This is a genomic window from Streptomyces sp. NPDC050416 (assembly GCF_044458845.1).
GTDB lineage: Bacteria > Actinomycetota > Actinomycetes > Streptomycetales > Streptomycetaceae > Streptomyces.
This window is the reverse complement of sequence record NZ_JBITII010000007.1, coordinates 203,781-218,751: the sequence shown is the minus strand read 5'-3', so window position 1 is coordinate 218,751 and position 14,971 is coordinate 203,781. Positions and strand designations below refer to the sequence as shown.

Sequence of the window (14,971 nt, the reverse complement as noted above, 5' to 3'; positions counted from 1 at the left end):
GTGATGGCCGGTTCGCCTCAGGCGCTCACAGCCGTCAACGCCGGTACCCCGGCCGCCTCGTACCGCTCCAGCACCACCCGCGCCACCTCCGGCGCCGGCCCCAGCACGTCCGCCAGGACGTCCGCCTGAGCCGCGCCCCGCGCGATGCGGTCCGGGAGGAAGCCGGGGGCGAGGACGTAGGGGGCGACCGCCACTCGGGTGCAGCCGAGGGCCCGGAGTTCCCGGACGGCGTCCTGGGTGCGGGGGAGAGATGCGGAGGCGAACGCAGGCCGCACGGCGCACCAACCGGTGTGCCGCCACTCCCGCGCGATTTCTGCGATCACTGCGATCGCCTCCGGGTCGGTGGACCCCGCCGAGGCCAGCACGACCCCGGTCGAGGACTTGTCGGCGGGGGACAGGCCCGCCTCGTACAGGCGTCGCTCCAGCGCGGACAGCAACAGGGGCGACGGGCCCAGGACGTCCGCCTGGCGGATCCGCAACTGCGGGGGAGCGTCCGCGAGGACCGCCGGGATGTCCGCCTTCGCGTGGAACGCCCGCGTCAGCAGGAGGGGGAGGGCCACGACGTCACGGACGCCCTGGACCGCCAGGGACTCCAGCACCCCCTGCACCGAGGGCACGTTGAAGTCCAGGAAGCCCGTCTCCACGCGGACGTCGGGACGCAGGGAGCGGACCCGGCGCACCAGGGCGTGCACCGTCGCGGCGTGCCGCGGGTCGCGGCTGCCGTGGGCGATGACGAGGAGCACGGGCTTGTTGAACACGGTCACTTCACCAGCAGGCCGCGGCTGCGCAGCACCCACCGCTCCAGCGGGCTGAAGATCAGCAGGTCGATCGCGATGCCGACGATGAGGATGAGCAGGATGGCTTCGAAGACCATGGCCATGTCGCTGGCGTTGCGGCCGTTTTCCAGGAGCTGTCCGAGGCCGACGCCGAGGTCGGGGAAGGAGGCGATGATCTCGGCGGCCATCAGGGAGCGCCAGGAGAAGGCCCAGCCCTGCTTCAGACCCGCCACGTAGCCGGGCAGCGCCGCCGGGAGCACGATGTGCCAGGTGCCCTTCAGGCCGGTCGCGCCGAGCGTGCGGCCCGCGCGCAGGAACAGCGGGGGCACCTGGTCGACGCCCGAGACGAGGCCGTTGGCGATGGAGGGGACCGCGCCGAGCAGGATGACGGCGTACATCATCGAGTTGTTCAGGCCCAGCCAGATGACGGCCGGGGGGACCCAGGCGACCGACGGCAGGGACTGCAGGCCGGACAGGATCGGGCCGATGGCCGCGCGGATGAACTTCACCCGGGCCACCAGCAGACCCAGCGGGGTGCCGATGACCAGGGCGAAGCAGAAGCCGAGCAGACCGCGCGAGACGCTGGTCCAGATGTAGCCGAGCAGTTCGCCCTGGAGCCACGCCTGGTGGACGACGTCCCACACCGCCGAGGGGGCGGGCAGCTTGGTCGGGTCGTCGACGACCTTGAAGGAGACCAGGGCCTGCCAGACCGCCAGGACGAGGGCGACGGCGAGGACGGGCGGCAGGATCTTCTCGGTGAGGGTCTGCCGGAACGGTGTGCGGCTGGTCTGCCGCGTCTCCAGCGCGTCGAGGCCCGCCTCAAGACCGGCGAGATCGTTGCCGTCCTTGTCGACGGTCGTCGTCGAGTCAGTGCTGGCCATGACGGCGGATCTCCCCACGCAGTTGTTCGGTGATCTCGACGGACAGCTCCGCCACGGCGGTGTCTTCGATGCGGCGCGGCTGCGGGATGTCCACCGTCCACTCGCGGGCGATCCGCCCCGGACGGGAGGACAGCAGCACCACACGCTGCGCGAGCCGGACCGCCTCGCGCACGTTGTGCGTGACGAACAGGACGGACACCTGCGTCTCGCGCCAAATACGGGTCAGCTCGTCGTGCAGCACGTCCCGCGTGATCGCGTCCAGTGCCGCGAACGGCTCGTCCATCAGCAGGAGCCTGCTCTCCTGGGCCAGCGCGCGGGCCAGCGCGACCCGCTGGCGCATACCGCCCGACAGCTCGTGCACCCGCTTGCCGTACGCGCCCTTGAGCCGGACGAGTTCGAGCAGCCGCTCCGCCCGCTCGCGGCGCTCCGCCTTCGGCACACCGCTGAGCTTCAGGGCCAGTTCGATGTTCTTGCCCGCGGTCAGCCACGGGAACAGGGCGTGTTCCTGGAACATCAGGGCGGGGCGGCCGTCGGTGGTGATGTCGCCGGCGGTGGGCCGGTCCAGGCCCGCCACCAGGTTGAGCAGGGTGGATTTGCCGCAGCCCGAAGCCCCCAGGAGGGTGACGAACTCGCCGGGCGCGACATCGAGGCTGATGTCGTCCAGCACGAGCTGCTGCCCGGCGGGGCCCGCGAACGACTTCGAGACGTGCTCGATCCGGGCGGCGTGGGTGGCCGCCTCCGTGCCGTCGGCGGCCTTGGCGAGGGTCGTGGCCATGGTCGTCACCTCCTGGGATTCTTCGGGATCCGGGCTTACTTCGTGCCGAGACCGGCGTCGTCGACCGTGGGCTCGCCCTCGGCCTTGAGGACCTTGTTCAGCGGCGCGAGGTCGTAGATGCCCTTCAGGTCGGGCTTCTGCAGCAGCCCCGCCTTCACGGCGTGCTCGGCCTCGGTGCCGAGGGTGGAGGCCAGCGGGTCGTCGGTGAACCGGATCGACTTCCACGCCGGGTCCAGTACATCGGCGGGAAGTGCCTTGCCGGAGTCGGCCTCCAGCTGCTTGTTCGCCGCCGCCTTCGCCGCGTCCGGGTTGGCGTTGATCCACTTGTTGGTCTCGACCGAGCCCTTCAGCACGGCCTCGACGACCTTCGGGTGCTTCTTGAGGAACTCCTGGCGCACGATGATGTTCGTGATCACGAACTTCTTGTCCGGCCACAGCGACGCCTCGTCGAGGAGGACCTTGCCGCCCTCGGCGACCAGCTTCGACGCGGTCGGCTCCGGCACCCACGCACCGTCCACCGAGCCGGACTTGTAGGCGTCCGGGGTGACCTTGTTGTCACTGCGTACGACCGTGACGTCGCCCTTGCCGCTCTGCGGGTCGATCTTCCAGCCCTGGTCGGCGGCCCAGTTGAGGAACGCCACGTCCTGGGTGTTGCCGAGCTGCGGGGTCGCGATCCGCTTGCCCTTGACGTCCTTCAGGGACTTGATCTTGTCCGGGTTCACGACCAGCTTGACACCGCCGGACGCCGAACCGCCGATGATCCGCAGGTTCTTGCCCTGGGACTTGACGTAGCCGTTGATGGCCGGGGAGGGGCCGATCCAGCCGATGTCGATGGAGCCGGAGTTGAGGGCCTCGATCTCGGAGGGCCCGGCGTTGAAGAGCGCGGGCTCGGCCCTGGTGGCGCCGAGCGCCTTCTGGAAGAAGCCCTTCTGCATGCCCACCAGCGCGGTGCCGTGGGTGAGATTGCCGAAGTAGCCGATCTTGACGGTGTCGAGACCGTCGATCTTCTTCGCCCCGGCGGCGACCTTGGCGGTGCCGTCGTCCTTCGCCTGGGAGCCGTAGCCGCAGGCGGCCAGTGTGAGCAGGGGCAGCGCGGCGAGCACCGCGAAGGATCGGCGCAGAGCGGATGGTGCAGGCACGGGAGGGTTTCCTCTCGGAGGCCCGGCGGTCACGTCCGTCAGGTCGTGGCCGGGAGGTCGGCGGGTTTTCGTCTACGGCGGTGGGGGGTGAGGGCGCGCGAGCGGTGCGCGTACGTCAGCGCACACATCGCGCGACTCCGCCCTGCCCGCTGCCGAGAGCACCGCTGCCGACGCGGCCGCCCTCCTTCGCGAACATCGAGTAGAAGTCGTTCATGTCAGAAGTCCCATCCGTCGTCCTCGGACTCGTCCTTGACCGGATCGGGGGCGGCGAAGGACTCGCCGACCATGCCCGCGGTCAGCGTCGTGCCGTCGTTCGGGTCGATCAGGATGAACGAGCCGGTGCGCCGTGAGTCGGCGTAGGAGTCGACCGGCAGGGGCTCGGCGGTGCGGATCTTCACCCGGCCGATGTCGTTGGCGATGAGCTGTCCCGGGTGCGGGTGCAGGGACAGGTCATCGAGCGTGAGACGGGACGGGATGTCCTTCACGATCGCCTTGACCGTGCGGGTGCCGTGCTTCAGCAGGACCCGGTGGCCCAGGGTCAGCGGGGCGTCGGCGACGTGGCAGACGGTGGCCTCGATGTCCTGCGTGGTCGGCGGCGCGTCCTTGGTCGGCACGATCAGGTCGCCGCGCGAGATGTCGATGTCGTCCTCCAGCAGGAGGGTCACCGACTGCGTCGTCCAGGCCACCTCGACCGGCTCACCCAGCAGATCGATACCCGAGATCTTCGAGGTGCGGCCCGACGGCAGCACCGTCACCTCCTCCCCGACGTGGAAGGAACCGGCCGCGATCTGCCCGGCGTAACCGCGGTAGTCGGGGTGGTCCGCGCTCTGCGGCCGGATCACGTACTGCACCGGCAGCCGGGCGTGGCAGTGGCTCAGGTCGTGCGCGACCGGGACCGTCTCCAGGTGCTCCAGCACCGTCGGCCCGCCGTACCAGTCCATGTTCGCCGAGGGGTCCACGACGTTGTCGCCGACGAGGGCGGAGATCGGGATCGCGGTGACCTCCGGCACGCCCAGCTCGGTCGCGTACGCCGTGAACTCCTCGGCGATCGCGGCGAACACCGTCTCGTCGTAGCCGACCAGGTCCATCTTGTTCACCGCCAGCACCGCGTGCGGCACCCGCAGCAGCGCGGCGATCGCGGCGTGCCGGCGGGTCTGCTCCACCACGCCGTTGCGGGCGTCGACCAGGATCACCGTCAGCTCGGCGGTGGAGGCACCGGTGACCATGTTGCGGGTGTACTGCACATGGCCGGGGGTGTCGGCGAGGATGAACCGGCGCCGGGGCGTGGCGAAGTAGCGGTAGGCCACGTCGATGGTGATGCCCTGCTCCCGCTCGGCCCGCAGACCGTCGGTCAGCAGCGCCAGGTCCGGCGCCTCCTGGCCCCGGCTGGCGGAAGCGCGTTCGACGGCCTCCAGCTGGTCCGTGAGGACGGACTTGGAGTCGTGCAGGAGCCGTCCGACGAGGGTGGACTTGCCGTCGTCGACGGAACCGGCGGTGGCGAACCGCAGCAGCGTGGTGGCCGAGAGCTCCTCGGTCGTGATCGTGCTCATCTCTAGAAGTACCCCTCGCGCTTGCGGTCTTCCATCGCCGCTTCGGACATCTTGTCGTCGGCGCGGGTGGCGCCCCGCTCGGTCAGCCGGGACGCGGCGATCTCCACGATCACCTTCTCGATCGTGTCGGCGTCGGAGTCGACGGCGCCGGTGCAGGACATGTCACCCACCGTGCGGTAGCGCACCAGGCGCTTCTCCACGGTCTCGCCGTCCTTCGGCCCGCCCCACTCACCGGCCGTCAGCCACATGCCGGCGCGCTGGAACACCTCACGCTCGTGCGCGTAGTAGATCTCCGGCAGCTCGATGCCCTCGCGGGCGATGTACTGCCACACGTCCAGCTCGGTCCAGTTGGACAGCGGGAAGACGCGGACGTGCTCGCCCGGGGCGTGCCGGCCGTTGTAGAGGTTCCACAGCTCCGGGCGCTGCCGGCGCGGGTCCCACTGGGAGAACTCGTCCCGCAGGGAGAACACCCGCTCCTTGGCCCGGGCCTTCTCCTCGTCGCGGCGGCCACCGCCGAAGACGGCGTCGAACTTCTCCTGCTGGATCTTCTCCGTCAGCGGCAGCGTCTGCAGCGGGTTGCGGGTGCCGTCCGGGCGCTCCTTGAGCACACCCCGGTCGATGTAGTCCTGCACCGAGGCGACATGCAGCCGCAGCCCGTGCCGGGCGACCGTGCGGTCGCGGTAGTCGAGGACCTCGGGGAAGTTGTGCCCGGTGTCCACGTGCAGCAGCGAGAACGGCACCGCGGCCGGGCGGAACGCCTTCAGTGCCAGATGGAGCATGACGATCGAGTCCTTGCCGCCGGAGAAGAGAATCACCGGCCGCTCGAACTCACCCGCCACCTCACGGAAGATGTGCACCGCCTCCGACTCGAGAGCGTCGAGGTGGGAGAGCGCGTACGGGCTGTCGGTCTCCTCGGAAACCGTGGCGGCGGTCGTCATGCCAGTCCCCTTTCGCTCAGCAGGGCGTACACGGACGCCGCGGACTCCTGCACGGTCTGGTTCTGCGACTCGATGCGCAGATCGGGCGACTCGGGAGCCTCGTACGGGTCGTCGACCCCGGTGAGCCCCGTGAGCTCGCCCGCGGCCTGCTTGGCGTACAGGCCCTTCACGTCCCGCTCGCTGCACACCTCCACCGGAGTCGCCACGTGGATCTCCACGTACGCGGTGCCGTTCGTCTGGTGCCGCTTGCGCACCGCCTCCCGGCTGTCCTGGTACGGCGCGATGACCGGGACGAGGGCGAGCACGCCGTTGCGGGCGAGCAGTTCGGCGACGAAGCCGATGCGCTGCACGTTGGTGTGCCGGTCCTCGCGGCTGAAGCCGAGGCCCGCCGAGAGGAACTCGCGGATCTCGTCGCCGTCGAGCACCTCGACGCGGTGGCCCTCGGCGCGGAGCCGGCCGGCCAGCTCGTGGGCGATGGTGGTCTTGCCGGCACTCGGCAGACCCGTGAGCCAGACGGTGGCTCCGGTCGTCACGTCGGTCTCCTGAATCGTCTGAGTCTGAGTCTGGGGCTGGGACTGGGTCGTCTGGGTCTGAGGCGTCTGAATCTGAGGCGCCGTCATCCGTGCAGCCCGCACTCGGTCTTGCTGCGGCCCGCCCAGCGGCCCGCGCGCGCGTCCTCGCCCTGAAGGACCCGGCGGGTGCAGGGGGCGCAGCCGACGGAGGCGTAGCCGTCCATCAGCAGCGGGTTCGTCAGGACGCCGTGTTCGGTGACGTAGGCGTCCACGTCGTCCTGGGTCCAGCGGGCGATCGGGGAGATCTTGACCTTCTGGCGCTTGTCGTCCCAGCCGACGACCGGGGTGTTCGCCCGGGTCGGGGATTCGTCGCGGCGCAGACCGGTCGCCCAGGCCTGGTAGTCCTTCAGGCCTCGCTCCAGAGGCTCCACCTTGCGCATGGCGCAGCACAGGTCGGGGTTGCGGTCGTGCAGCTTCGGGCCGAACTCCGCGTCCTGCTCGGCGACCGTCTGGCGCGGGGTGAGCGTGATGACGTTGACGTCCATCACGGCGTCGACCGCGTCACGGGTGCCGATGGTCTCCTCGAAGTGGTAGCCGGTGTCGAGGAAGACGACGTCGACGCCGGGCATCGCCCGGGAGGCCAGGTGGGCGACGACCGCGTCCTCCATGGAGGACGTCACGCAGAAGCGCTTGCCGAACGTCTCGGCCGCCCACTGGAGGATCTCCAGCGCGGAGGCGTCCTCCAGGTCGCGGCCCGCCTGCTCGGCGAGGGCCTTGAGCTCCTCGGCCGTGCGCTGTTCCTGAACCGTGGTCATATCTTCGCCCCTCCGGTGTCGGATCGCTTCAGTCCCTGGGCGAGCAGCCCGAGGAACTTCAGCTGAAAGGCTCGGTTGCACGCCGCGCATTCCCACGCGCCGTGGCCCTCCTCGTGCGGACGCAGGTCCTCGTCGCCGCAGTAGGGGCAGTAGAAGGGGGCCGCACGCTCGCTCACGACAGGGCCTCCTCGCCGGCACGGGCCGCCCAGGTGGCGAACCGCTCGCCGTCCTCGCGCTCCGCCTGGAACCGCTTCAGGACGCGCTCGACGTAGTCGGGCAGCTCCTCGGAGGTGACCTTCAGGCCGCGCACCTTGCGGCCGAAGCCCGCCTCCAGGCCGAGCGCGCCGCCCAGGTGCACCTGGTAGCCCTCGACCTGCTCGCCCTTGTCGTTGACGACCAGCTGGCCCTTGAGACCGATGTCCGCCACCTGGATACGGGCGCACGCGTTCGGGCAGCCGTTGAGGTTGATGGTGAGCGGCTCGTCGAAGTCCGGCAGACGGCGCTCCAGCTCGTCGATGAGCTGCGAGCCGCGCTGCTTGGTCTCGACGATGGCGAGCTTGCAGAACTCGATGCCGGTGCAGGCCATGGTGCCGCGCCGGAACGAGGACGGCCGGGCGGTCAGGTCGAGCGCCTCCAGGCCCTCGACGAGCGACTCGACCTTGTCCTCCTCGACATCGAGGACGATCATCTTCTGCTCGACGGTGGTGCGCACCCGGCCCGAGCCGTGGGCCTCCGCGAGGTCGGCGATCTTCGTGAGCGTCGCGCCGTCGACGCGTCCCACGCGCGGGGCGAAGCCGACGTAGAAGCGGCCGTCCTTCTGGCGGTGGACGCCGATGTGGTCGCGCCACTGCTGGACCGGCTGCTCGGGAGCGGGGCCGTCGACCAGCTTGCGCCCCAGGTACTCGTCCTCCAGGACCTGCCGGAACTTCTCCGCGCCCCAGTCGGCGACGAGGAACTTCAGCCGGGCGCGGGTGCGCAGCCGGCGGTAGCCGTAGTCGCGGAAGATCGAGAGGACGCCCTCGTAGACGTCCGGGACCTCGTCGATCGGCACCCAGGCGCCCAGCCGCACGCCCAGCTTGGGGTTGGTGGACAGGCCGCCGCCGACCCACACGTCGAAGCCCGGGCCGTGCTCGGGGTGCACGACGCCGACGAACGCGACGTCGTTGATCTCGTGGACGACGTCCAGCACGGGCGAGCCCGAGATGGCCGTCTTGAACTTCCGGGGGAGGTTCGAGTACGCCTTGTTGTTCAGCACCCGGCGCTTCATCTCCTCCAGCGCAGGGGTGCCGTCGATGATCTCGTCCTCGGCGATGCCCGCCACGGGGGAGCCGATCATCACGCGCGGGGTGTCGCCGCAGGCGGTGACCGTGGACAGGCCGACGCCCTCCAGCCGGTTCCAGATCTCGGGCACGTCCTCGATCCGGATCCAGTGGTACTGCACGTTCTGCCGGTCGGTGATGTCGGCCGTGCCGCGCGCGAACTCCTGCGAGATCTCGCCGATGACCCTCAGCTGCCGGGTGGTCAGCGCCCCGCCGTCGATGCGGACGCGCAGCATGAAGTACTCGTCGTCCAGCTCCTCCGGCTCCAGGACCGCCGTCTTGCCGCCGTCGATCCCGGGACGGCGCTGCGTGTACAGGCCCCACCAGCGCATCCGGCCGCGCAGGTCGTTCGGGTCGATCGAGTCGAAGCCCCGCTTGGAGTAGATCGTCTCAATGCGTGTCCGCACATTGAGACCGTCGTCGTCCTTCTTGAACTGCTCGTTGCCGTTGAGCGGGGTGTGGTGCCCCGCGGCCCACTGACCCTCGCCGCGGTGACGGCTCACCTTGCGGCGGGGAGTCGCGGCGGCAGGGTTCTGCGGGGTGGCGGCCATGGTGGATACGTCCTTCGGGACAGGCGGGACAGCGGCTCTGACCTGCGCGTGCGGGCGCGCATGGGCATAGGGCGCGTCATTGCGCGGGAATGCGACGAAAAGGGGGATGTCGGCGGTGCGTGAGTGCTCTCAGCGCGCCGGACAGATGGCGCTGGACATGCGGCCGAGGTCGACGTGGCGTCGACTCACCAAGGCGATCCCAGTTCCAGGCATGACGGAAGCGTGGCACGGCGATCTGGACACAGTCCAGCTTCGTCCAAGATTCGGACACTCGTGTCTCGCTATGCAAGACGTGAGTGTCCTTGGTCACATCGGGCCGCCCCGGGGTGTCCGACCAGGTCAGACGGGGAACGCCCCAGGCCACGGTCCCGGAGCGGGGACGTCCGGTTCCTCCTCGACCTTGGTGTCGAACAGCTTGAAGCCGCGGCGCTCGTAGTTGGCCATCGCGTGCTCGCCGTCCTTGCTGCAGGTGTGCAGCCAGACCCGCTTCGTCGGCGTCAGCCCCGCCCAGCGATCCGCGAGGTCCCAGGCACGGGCCGTGCCGTACGACAGCAGGTGCCCGCCGATGCGCCGGCCGCGGAAAGCGGGAAGCAAACCGAAGTAGGCGATCTCCACGACCGCGTCGTCCTGCGCCTCCAGCTCCACATAGCCCGCGGGCGTGCCCCGGTCGTACGCCACCCACGTCTCCACGCCGGGCCGCTGAAGGTGCTCCAGCCACCGCGCGTACGACCAGCTCAGCCGGTCCGTCCACAGGATGTCGCCGCCGACCGAGGCGTACAGGAACCGGCTGAACTCGGGCGCGGGCACCTCGGAGCGGACGACCCGGACGTCCCCGTCCGGCGCGGCGGCCGGCAGCAGGTCGGTCGGGGCGGTCTGCTCCAGGGACCAGGTGGTCACGGCGATGGTGGTCATGCGGGCCAGAAAACCATCTGACCCACTGGTCTGTCGATCGTGGCCTACCGGTCCGCCGGCCTGCCCAGCGCCCGGTCCACGGACACCAGCGGCAGCGCGAACAGCATCCGCCCCGACTGGGACCAGACCTCGCCGGTCTCCTCCCAGTAGGACAGGGAACCCGACCGGCCGCTCCAGCAGTGGCGCGTCTCGTCCGTCGCGCACTCCGTCGCCCGCGCGCCCTTCGTGTCCTGGCGCCACAGCGTCCCGTGCCCGCCGGGGGTGCCCGCCGCGCGGTCGAGGTACCAGCCCGAGCGGTACGACAGCACGCCACGCACGTCGGCCGTCTTCGTCTCGTAGGCCTCGACCGGGTCCGCGCGCCCCGAGGAGGCCGTGGCGAGCAGGCCGGACCGGGCCGGCTCCCGGCTCAGCGCGTAGCGCCACAGCCGGGTGCGCCGGTCGGCGTCCGCGGGCACCCACTCGCTCGCCACCAGGCTGTCGGGGGAGGTGCTGCGGTCGAGGGAGACCGCGGCCGGATGCGGCACGTCGCGCCCGCCGGGCAGGGCGTAGGAAGCGACCGCGGGCAGCACGTACCGGTTGCCGTACGCCGACCAGCCGCCCCGCACCCGGCCGACCGCGTCGGAGTCGACCGTGGCGCGCTGGATGCGGTCCATGTCGTACACGTACAGCGCGTCCCGGTCGCCCTCGCGGGTCGTCACCAGCAGCTTGTCCTGGTACCAGACCATGCCGGACAGAGGGGAGACCAGCCCGCGGTAGTCCCGCCCGCCGTCCACCGGGACGGCCAGCAGCGCCCAGGTGTAGCGGAGCCGGTCGGGGTCGTTCGCGTCGACGAAGGCGACCTTCGCCAGGCCTCGATCGGGGGCCGGACCGTCCAGGGAGCCGCCCCCGGCGCCGCCGCGGGTCCAGCCGGAGAGGATCACGCGGTGGTGGCCCCAGCGGCCGTCGTCGTCCGCGTCGCCCGAGGTGGTGACCGCGCCGGGCCGCCAGCCCCGGGTGTCGGCGCCGCCGAAGCAGTACGCGCGCGTGGCCGCCGGCTCGACCGGCAGGCTGTGCTTCTCGGCGCCCGGGCAGCCGTCCGCGTTCCGCAGCGTGTGGTCGGCGCCGTCCAGCACCGTGCCGGCGCCGACGGGCCGGCCCATCTCCGAGGCCAGCCGGTCGAGCCACTGCCCGGGCACCTGCTGCTCGGCCAGCGGCAGCCGTCCGGGGCCGGCGGACGCGGAGAGGGGCTTCAGAGCCCCGGGCGCGTCGGCGACCGTGGCCTGCGAGGCGCTGATCAGGGTGGCGGCGGCGGTGAGCGCGAGAGCCGTCCCGGCCAGGGTCCCACGCAGTACCCTGCCCCGCCTGCGCCGCCGGTGTCTGCCGCGATGCTTCATAACGTCCTCCCGAGGCGAGCCAACTGCGCCTTGTGGTCCGTACGTTGACGGAGGAGCAGGTGGGGTGGCCCGTAGGGGATGCTACGGCAGGTGGGCGGGGCGGGGGGCGAAGACCTGGCAAATATGCGCAAGATGTACCCCTGGGGTGGCCGGACGGCACGTCCCGTGAACCTCAGGGGGCCGGTGCCGAGCCGCGCAGCCTCCCCACCGCAGGTGCCGTCGAGTGCGGCAGCAGGTCGTTCGGGTCGTCCGGGAGGAGCACCTCGACCTCGGCGTCCTCGGCGAAGCGGTACGGCCGGTGTTCCAGGAACGCGCCGAGGTAGCGCCGTACCCGCGACATCTCGGCACGCACCGTCACCGTGCGCGCCGGATCGCCGAACACGTCACCGGCCAGGTCCGAGGCGCTGCGGCCGGTGCGGTGGACAGCGAGGAGGTACAGCAACTCGGCATGCCGGGGACTCAGTTCACGCGTCCAGGAACCCGCCCCGCCGGACACCGCCACCGTCCATCTGCGGGCCTGCCTCAGGTCCAGCACGATACTGCTCGCCCCGCGCGCCGCCGGCTCGTCGGCGGCCGCCCGCAGCAGCCAGCCCCCGGCCAGCGGCTCCACCGAGCACAGGCCGAGCGCCGGCACCCACCTCGGGCCCGGCGACAGCGACTTGGGCAGGGCCACGCGCCGCGTGTACGGCATCCCGCTGACCGCGGCGGTCCAGCCGTCCCGGTCGACGGCCAGGGCACGCCCCTCCAGCCGGGCCAGCACCGGCGCCGCCACCGCGCGTAGCCGCTCCAGCGACTCCAAGTGCCTCTCCCGCAGCCGGGCCTCGGCGAGTTTGGCCACCGAGTCGACCCAGGCGAGCGTGGCCGGATGCATCGTCTCCAGCGGGCCGCTCACGTCCACCACGCCGAGCAGCCGGCCGTCCCGCGGATCCGTCAGCGGAGCGCCGGCGCAGGTCCACACGGCCTGGGAGCGCACGAAGTGCTCGGAGGCGAAGACCTGCACGGGCCGGCGCACCACCGCCGGGGTGCCCAGACCGTTCGTGCCGACGACGTCCTCACGCCAGTCCGCGCCGAGTTCGAAGCCGAGCCCGTCGGCCTTGCGCAGCACCGGCGCGCTGCCCTCGCGCCACAGCACCCGGCCCTCCTCGTCGGCGACCACCATGATGTGGTGGGCGACGTCCGCGAACCTCAGCAGCCCCTCCCGCAGCACCGGCAGCACATGGCGCAGCGCCGACGTCTCACGCCGCCGCTGCACCTCCTCGCGGGACAGCAGATCCGCCCGGAAGTCGTGGTCGGGATCCACACCGCTGCGCAGCATCCGCTCCCAGGACTGCTCGATCACCGGGCGCGGCGGCACGGGCGCGGGCTGCCCGGACAGCCGGGCGGAACGGACCTCGCTGAGCAGCCGGGCCGCACGCGAGGTGTCCTTGGCGGCGAGCTGCGTGACGTCCATAGGCGTGTGCCCCCCGGTGTCTTCTGACTGCCCGTCGGAGTCCATCGACCGTCCGCCGGAGTCCTGACTGTCTGTCGGAGCCTTTTGACTGTCCGTCTCATAGTGCCGTCTGCCCCACGGCGGCGCGCGCAGTCCGCCCGCAGTCAGCAGCAAGTTGCAACCCCTTGCAACCCTGGTGGACAGCCCGGCGGTGTCTGAAACTTGAGCGGCGCCGTCCCGAGCGGCGTTCAGCGGCTCGAACGGGCCAGTGCGGCGGGGGTGGTGCCGTGTCGGCGCAGCACCACCCCCGCTTTTCCGCTGCCCGGATCAGGTCACCGGCCGGGCCCGCTCCACCACCGACGCCAGATCGAGCGTGTGCGGGAGCGTCCCGAACGCCGCGCCCCCGTCGCCGCCCAGCCGTGCCGCGCAGAACGCGTCGGCGACCTGCGGTGGCGCGAAGCGCACCAGCAGCGACCCCTGCAGCACCAGCGCCAGCCGCTCCGCCAGCCGCCGCGCCCGCCCCTCCACACCCTCCAGATCGGCCAGTTCCGTCAGCAGGTTCTTGATGGCCCCGTCGAGCCGGTGATCGGCGCCGCGCGCCTGCCCGACCTCCCGCAGATACGCGTCGAGCGCCCCCGGCTCCCGTTGCAACGCCCGCAGCACGTCGAGGGCCTGGACGTTGCCCGCGCCCTCCCAGATCGAGTTGAGCGGCGACTCGCGCACCAGCCGCGGCAGCCCGGACTCCTCGACGTAGCCGTTGCCGCCCAGGCACTCGGCCGCCTCCACCGCCACCGGCGGGCACCGCTTGGTCACCCAGTACTTGGCCGCCGGCACCGCGATCCGCAGCAGCGCCCGCTCCTGCTCGCCGCCGTCGTCGTAGGCCGCCGCGAGCCGCAGCGCCAGCGTCGTCGCCGCCTCCGACTCCAGGGCGAGATCGGCGAGGACGTTGCGCATCAGCGGCTTGTCGGCGAGCTTCCCGCCGAACGCCTCCCGGTACGTGCAGTGGTGCACCGCCTGCGCCACCGCCTGCCGCATCAGCCCCGCCGAGCCCAGCACACAATCGAGCCGGGTCGCCGCCACCATCCCGATGATGGTGCGCACCCCGCGCCCCTCCTCACCGACCCGGCGCGCCCAGGTCCCGTCGAACTCCACCTCGGCCGAGGCGTTCGACCGGTTGCCGAGCTTGTCCTTGAGCCGCTGGAGCAGGAACACGTTGCGCGTGCCGTCCGCGAGCACCCGCGGGACCAGGAAGCAGGTGAGCCCGCCCGGAGCCTGCGCCAGCACCAGGAAACCGTCGGACATCGGCGCCGAGCAGAACCACTTGTGCCCGGTCAGCTCGTACGTCCCGTCCTCGGCGAGCGGCTGAGCGGACGTCGTGTTGGCGCGTACGTCGCTGCCGCCCTGCTTCTCCGTCATGCCCATCCCGAACAGCGCCCCGGCCTTGAGGCGGGCGGGCCTGAGCTCACGGTCGTACACCATGGACGTCAGCCGCGGCTCCCACTCGGCGGCCAGGTCCGGATCCGTGCGCAGGGCGGGCACCGCCGCGTGCGTCATCGACAGCGGGCAGCCGTTGCCGGCCTCGACCTGTGTCCACACCAGGAACGCGGCAGCCCGCCGCAGATGCCCGGCCGGCCGGTCCCAGGCCGCGGTCAGACCGGCCGAGACGCCCTTGCCGAGCAGCCGGTGCCAGGACGGGTGGAAGTCGACCTCGTCGATCCGGTGGCCGTACCGGTCGTGGGTGCGCAGCCGCGGCGGGTTCTCGTTGGCCTGCGCCCCCCACTCCTGCACCTGGGCCGAGCCGGAGGTCCGCCCCAGCGCCGAGAGCTCGCCGAGCACCTCGTCGCGCAGGCCGGGATCGAGATGCCGTTCGACCGCCGCCGTGAGGGCCCGGTCGGCCGAGAAGACGTCGTACCCGACCAACGGCGGGACCTGGTTGTTCACGGAGTGGGTGCTGCCAGCCATGCTGCGAAAGTACCCCGGGGCGGCCCCCTGGTCACGACG

The 14,971-nt window shown here is 71.5% G+C and carries 15 protein-coding genes; all 15 read right to left on the bottom strand.

What is annotated here, in order from left to right; all coding sequences use genetic code 11:
* Nucleotides 1–17: 17 nt before the first annotated feature.
* Complete coding sequence (locus tag ACIBL4_RS23150; RefSeq protein WP_399412977.1) at nucleotides 18–758, bottom strand: sirohydrochlorin chelatase; 741 nt, start codon at nucleotides 756–758, stop codon at nucleotides 18–20.
* Nucleotides 759–760: 2 nt separating this feature from the next.
* On the bottom strand, nucleotides 761–1,657 hold the full coding sequence (locus tag ACIBL4_RS23145) for an ABC transporter permease (RefSeq protein WP_356924673.1): 897 nt from the start codon (nucleotides 1,655–1,657) through the stop codon (nucleotides 761–763).
* A complete protein-coding gene (locus tag ACIBL4_RS23140; protein WP_399412974.1) occupies nucleotides 1,644–2,432 on the bottom strand; it encodes an ABC transporter ATP-binding protein in 789 nt (262 codons plus the stop codon). The genes ACIBL4_RS23145 and ACIBL4_RS23140 overlap by 14 nt, the downstream gene beginning before the upstream one ends.
* Nucleotides 2,433–2,467: 35 nt before the next feature.
* Nucleotides 2,468–3,571 (bottom strand): ABC transporter substrate-binding protein, encoded by a 1,104-nt coding sequence (locus tag ACIBL4_RS23135; RefSeq protein ID WP_399412972.1) that lies wholly within the window; start codon nucleotides 3,569–3,571, stop codon nucleotides 2,468–2,470.
* 215 nt (nucleotides 3,572–3,786) lie between these two features.
* A complete protein-coding gene (locus ACIBL4_RS23130; protein WP_399412970.1) occupies nucleotides 3,787–5,121 on the bottom strand; it encodes a sulfate adenylyltransferase subunit 1 in 1,335 nt (444 codons plus the stop codon).
* A 2-nt stretch (nucleotides 5,122–5,123) separates the two neighbouring features.
* On the bottom strand, nucleotides 5,124–6,059 hold the full coding sequence (gene cysD, locus ACIBL4_RS23125) for a sulfate adenylyltransferase subunit CysD (RefSeq protein ID WP_399412968.1): 936 nt from the start codon (nucleotides 6,057–6,059) through the stop codon (nucleotides 5,124–5,126).
* Entirely contained in the window at nucleotides 6,056–6,592 is a 537-nt protein-coding gene (cysC, locus tag ACIBL4_RS23120; RefSeq protein WP_399412966.1) for an adenylyl-sulfate kinase, read from the bottom strand. The genes cysD and cysC overlap by 4 nt, the downstream gene beginning before the upstream one ends.
* An 83-nt stretch (nucleotides 6,593–6,675) precedes the next feature.
* Nucleotides 6,676–7,386 carry a phosphoadenylyl-sulfate reductase gene (locus ACIBL4_RS23115; protein WP_279541519.1) on the bottom strand — a complete coding sequence of 237 codons (711 nt, stop codon included), beginning with the start codon at nucleotides 7,384–7,386 and terminating at the stop codon, nucleotides 6,676–6,678.
* The gene (locus tag ACIBL4_RS23110) at nucleotides 7,383–7,562 is read right to left on the bottom strand and encodes a hypothetical protein (protein WP_150483728.1); all 180 of its coding nucleotides are present in this window, start codon (nucleotides 7,560–7,562) and stop codon (nucleotides 7,383–7,385) included. The genes ACIBL4_RS23115 and ACIBL4_RS23110 overlap by 4 nt, the downstream gene beginning before the upstream one ends.
* Nucleotides 7,559–9,256, bottom strand: coding sequence for a nitrite/sulfite reductase (locus ACIBL4_RS23105; RefSeq protein ID WP_399412963.1), 1,698 nt, complete (start codon nucleotides 9,254–9,256; stop codon nucleotides 7,559–7,561). Before ACIBL4_RS23105 ends, ACIBL4_RS23110 begins: the two co-directional genes overlap by 4 nt.
* A gap of 129 nt (nucleotides 9,257–9,385) precedes the next feature.
* Nucleotides 9,386–9,469 carry a putative leader peptide gene (locus ACIBL4_RS23100; protein WP_310887545.1) on the bottom strand — a complete coding sequence of 28 codons (84 nt, stop codon included), beginning with the start codon at nucleotides 9,467–9,469 and terminating at the stop codon, nucleotides 9,386–9,388.
* Nucleotides 9,470–9,595: 126 nt separating this feature from the next.
* Complete coding sequence (locus ACIBL4_RS23095) at nucleotides 9,596–10,168, bottom strand: GNAT family N-acetyltransferase (protein ID WP_399412961.1); 573 nt, start codon at nucleotides 10,166–10,168, stop codon at nucleotides 9,596–9,598.
* Nucleotides 10,169–10,212: 44 nt separating this feature from the next.
* The gene (locus tag ACIBL4_RS23090) at nucleotides 10,213–11,541 is read right to left on the bottom strand and encodes a hypothetical protein (protein ID WP_399412959.1); all 1,329 of its coding nucleotides are present in this window, start codon (nucleotides 11,539–11,541) and stop codon (nucleotides 10,213–10,215) included.
* Nucleotides 11,542–11,713: 172 nt separating this feature from the next.
* Nucleotides 11,714–12,991 (bottom strand): GAF domain-containing protein, encoded by a 1,278-nt coding sequence (locus tag ACIBL4_RS23085; protein WP_399412957.1) that lies wholly within the window; start codon nucleotides 12,989–12,991, stop codon nucleotides 11,714–11,716.
* Between the two features lie 306 nt (nucleotides 12,992–13,297).
* Complete coding sequence (locus ACIBL4_RS23080; protein ID WP_399412955.1) at nucleotides 13,298–14,932, bottom strand: acyl-CoA dehydrogenase family protein; 1,635 nt, start codon at nucleotides 14,930–14,932, stop codon at nucleotides 13,298–13,300.
* Nucleotides 14,933–14,971 lie beyond the last annotated feature (39 nt).

Bases quoted from the DNA above. Each gene is read 5' to 3' on its own strand.
- ACIBL4_RS23145 (WP_356924673.1), bottom strand. From the start codon at position 1,657: ATGGCCAGCACTGACTCGACGACGACCGTCGACAAGGACGGCAACGAT.
- ACIBL4_RS23140 (WP_399412974.1), bottom strand. From the start codon at position 2,432: ATGGCCACGACCCTCGCCAAGGCCGCCGACGGCACGGAGGCGGCCACC.
- ACIBL4_RS23130 (WP_399412970.1), bottom strand. From the start codon at position 5,121: ATGAGCACGATCACGACCGAGGAGCTCTCGGCCACCACGCTGCTGCGG.
- cysD (WP_399412968.1), bottom strand. From the start codon at position 6,059: ATGACGACCGCCGCCACGGTTTCCGAGGAGACCGACAGCCCGTACGCG.
- ACIBL4_RS23115 (WP_279541519.1), bottom strand. From the start codon at position 7,386: ATGACCACGGTTCAGGAACAGCGCACGGCCGAGGAGCTCAAGGCCCTC.
- ACIBL4_RS23105 (WP_399412963.1), bottom strand. From the start codon at position 9,256: ATGGCCGCCACCCCGCAGAACCCTGCCGCCGCGACTCCCCGCCGCAAG.
- ACIBL4_RS23100 (WP_310887545.1), bottom strand. From the start codon at position 9,469: ATGCCTGGAACTGGGATCGCCTTGGTGAGTCGACGCCACGTCGACCTC.
- ACIBL4_RS23095 (WP_399412961.1), bottom strand. From the start codon at position 10,168: ATGACCACCATCGCCGTGACCACCTGGTCCCTGGAGCAGACCGCCCCG.
- ACIBL4_RS23090 (WP_399412959.1), bottom strand. From the start codon at position 11,541: ATGAAGCATCGCGGCAGACACCGGCGGCGCAGGCGGGGCAGGGTACTG.
- ACIBL4_RS23085 (WP_399412957.1), bottom strand. From the start codon at position 12,991: ATGGACGTCACGCAGCTCGCCGCCAAGGACACCTCGCGTGCGGCCCGG.
- ACIBL4_RS23080 (WP_399412955.1), bottom strand. From the start codon at position 14,932: ATGGCTGGCAGCACCCACTCCGTGAACAACCAGGTCCCGCCGTTGGTC.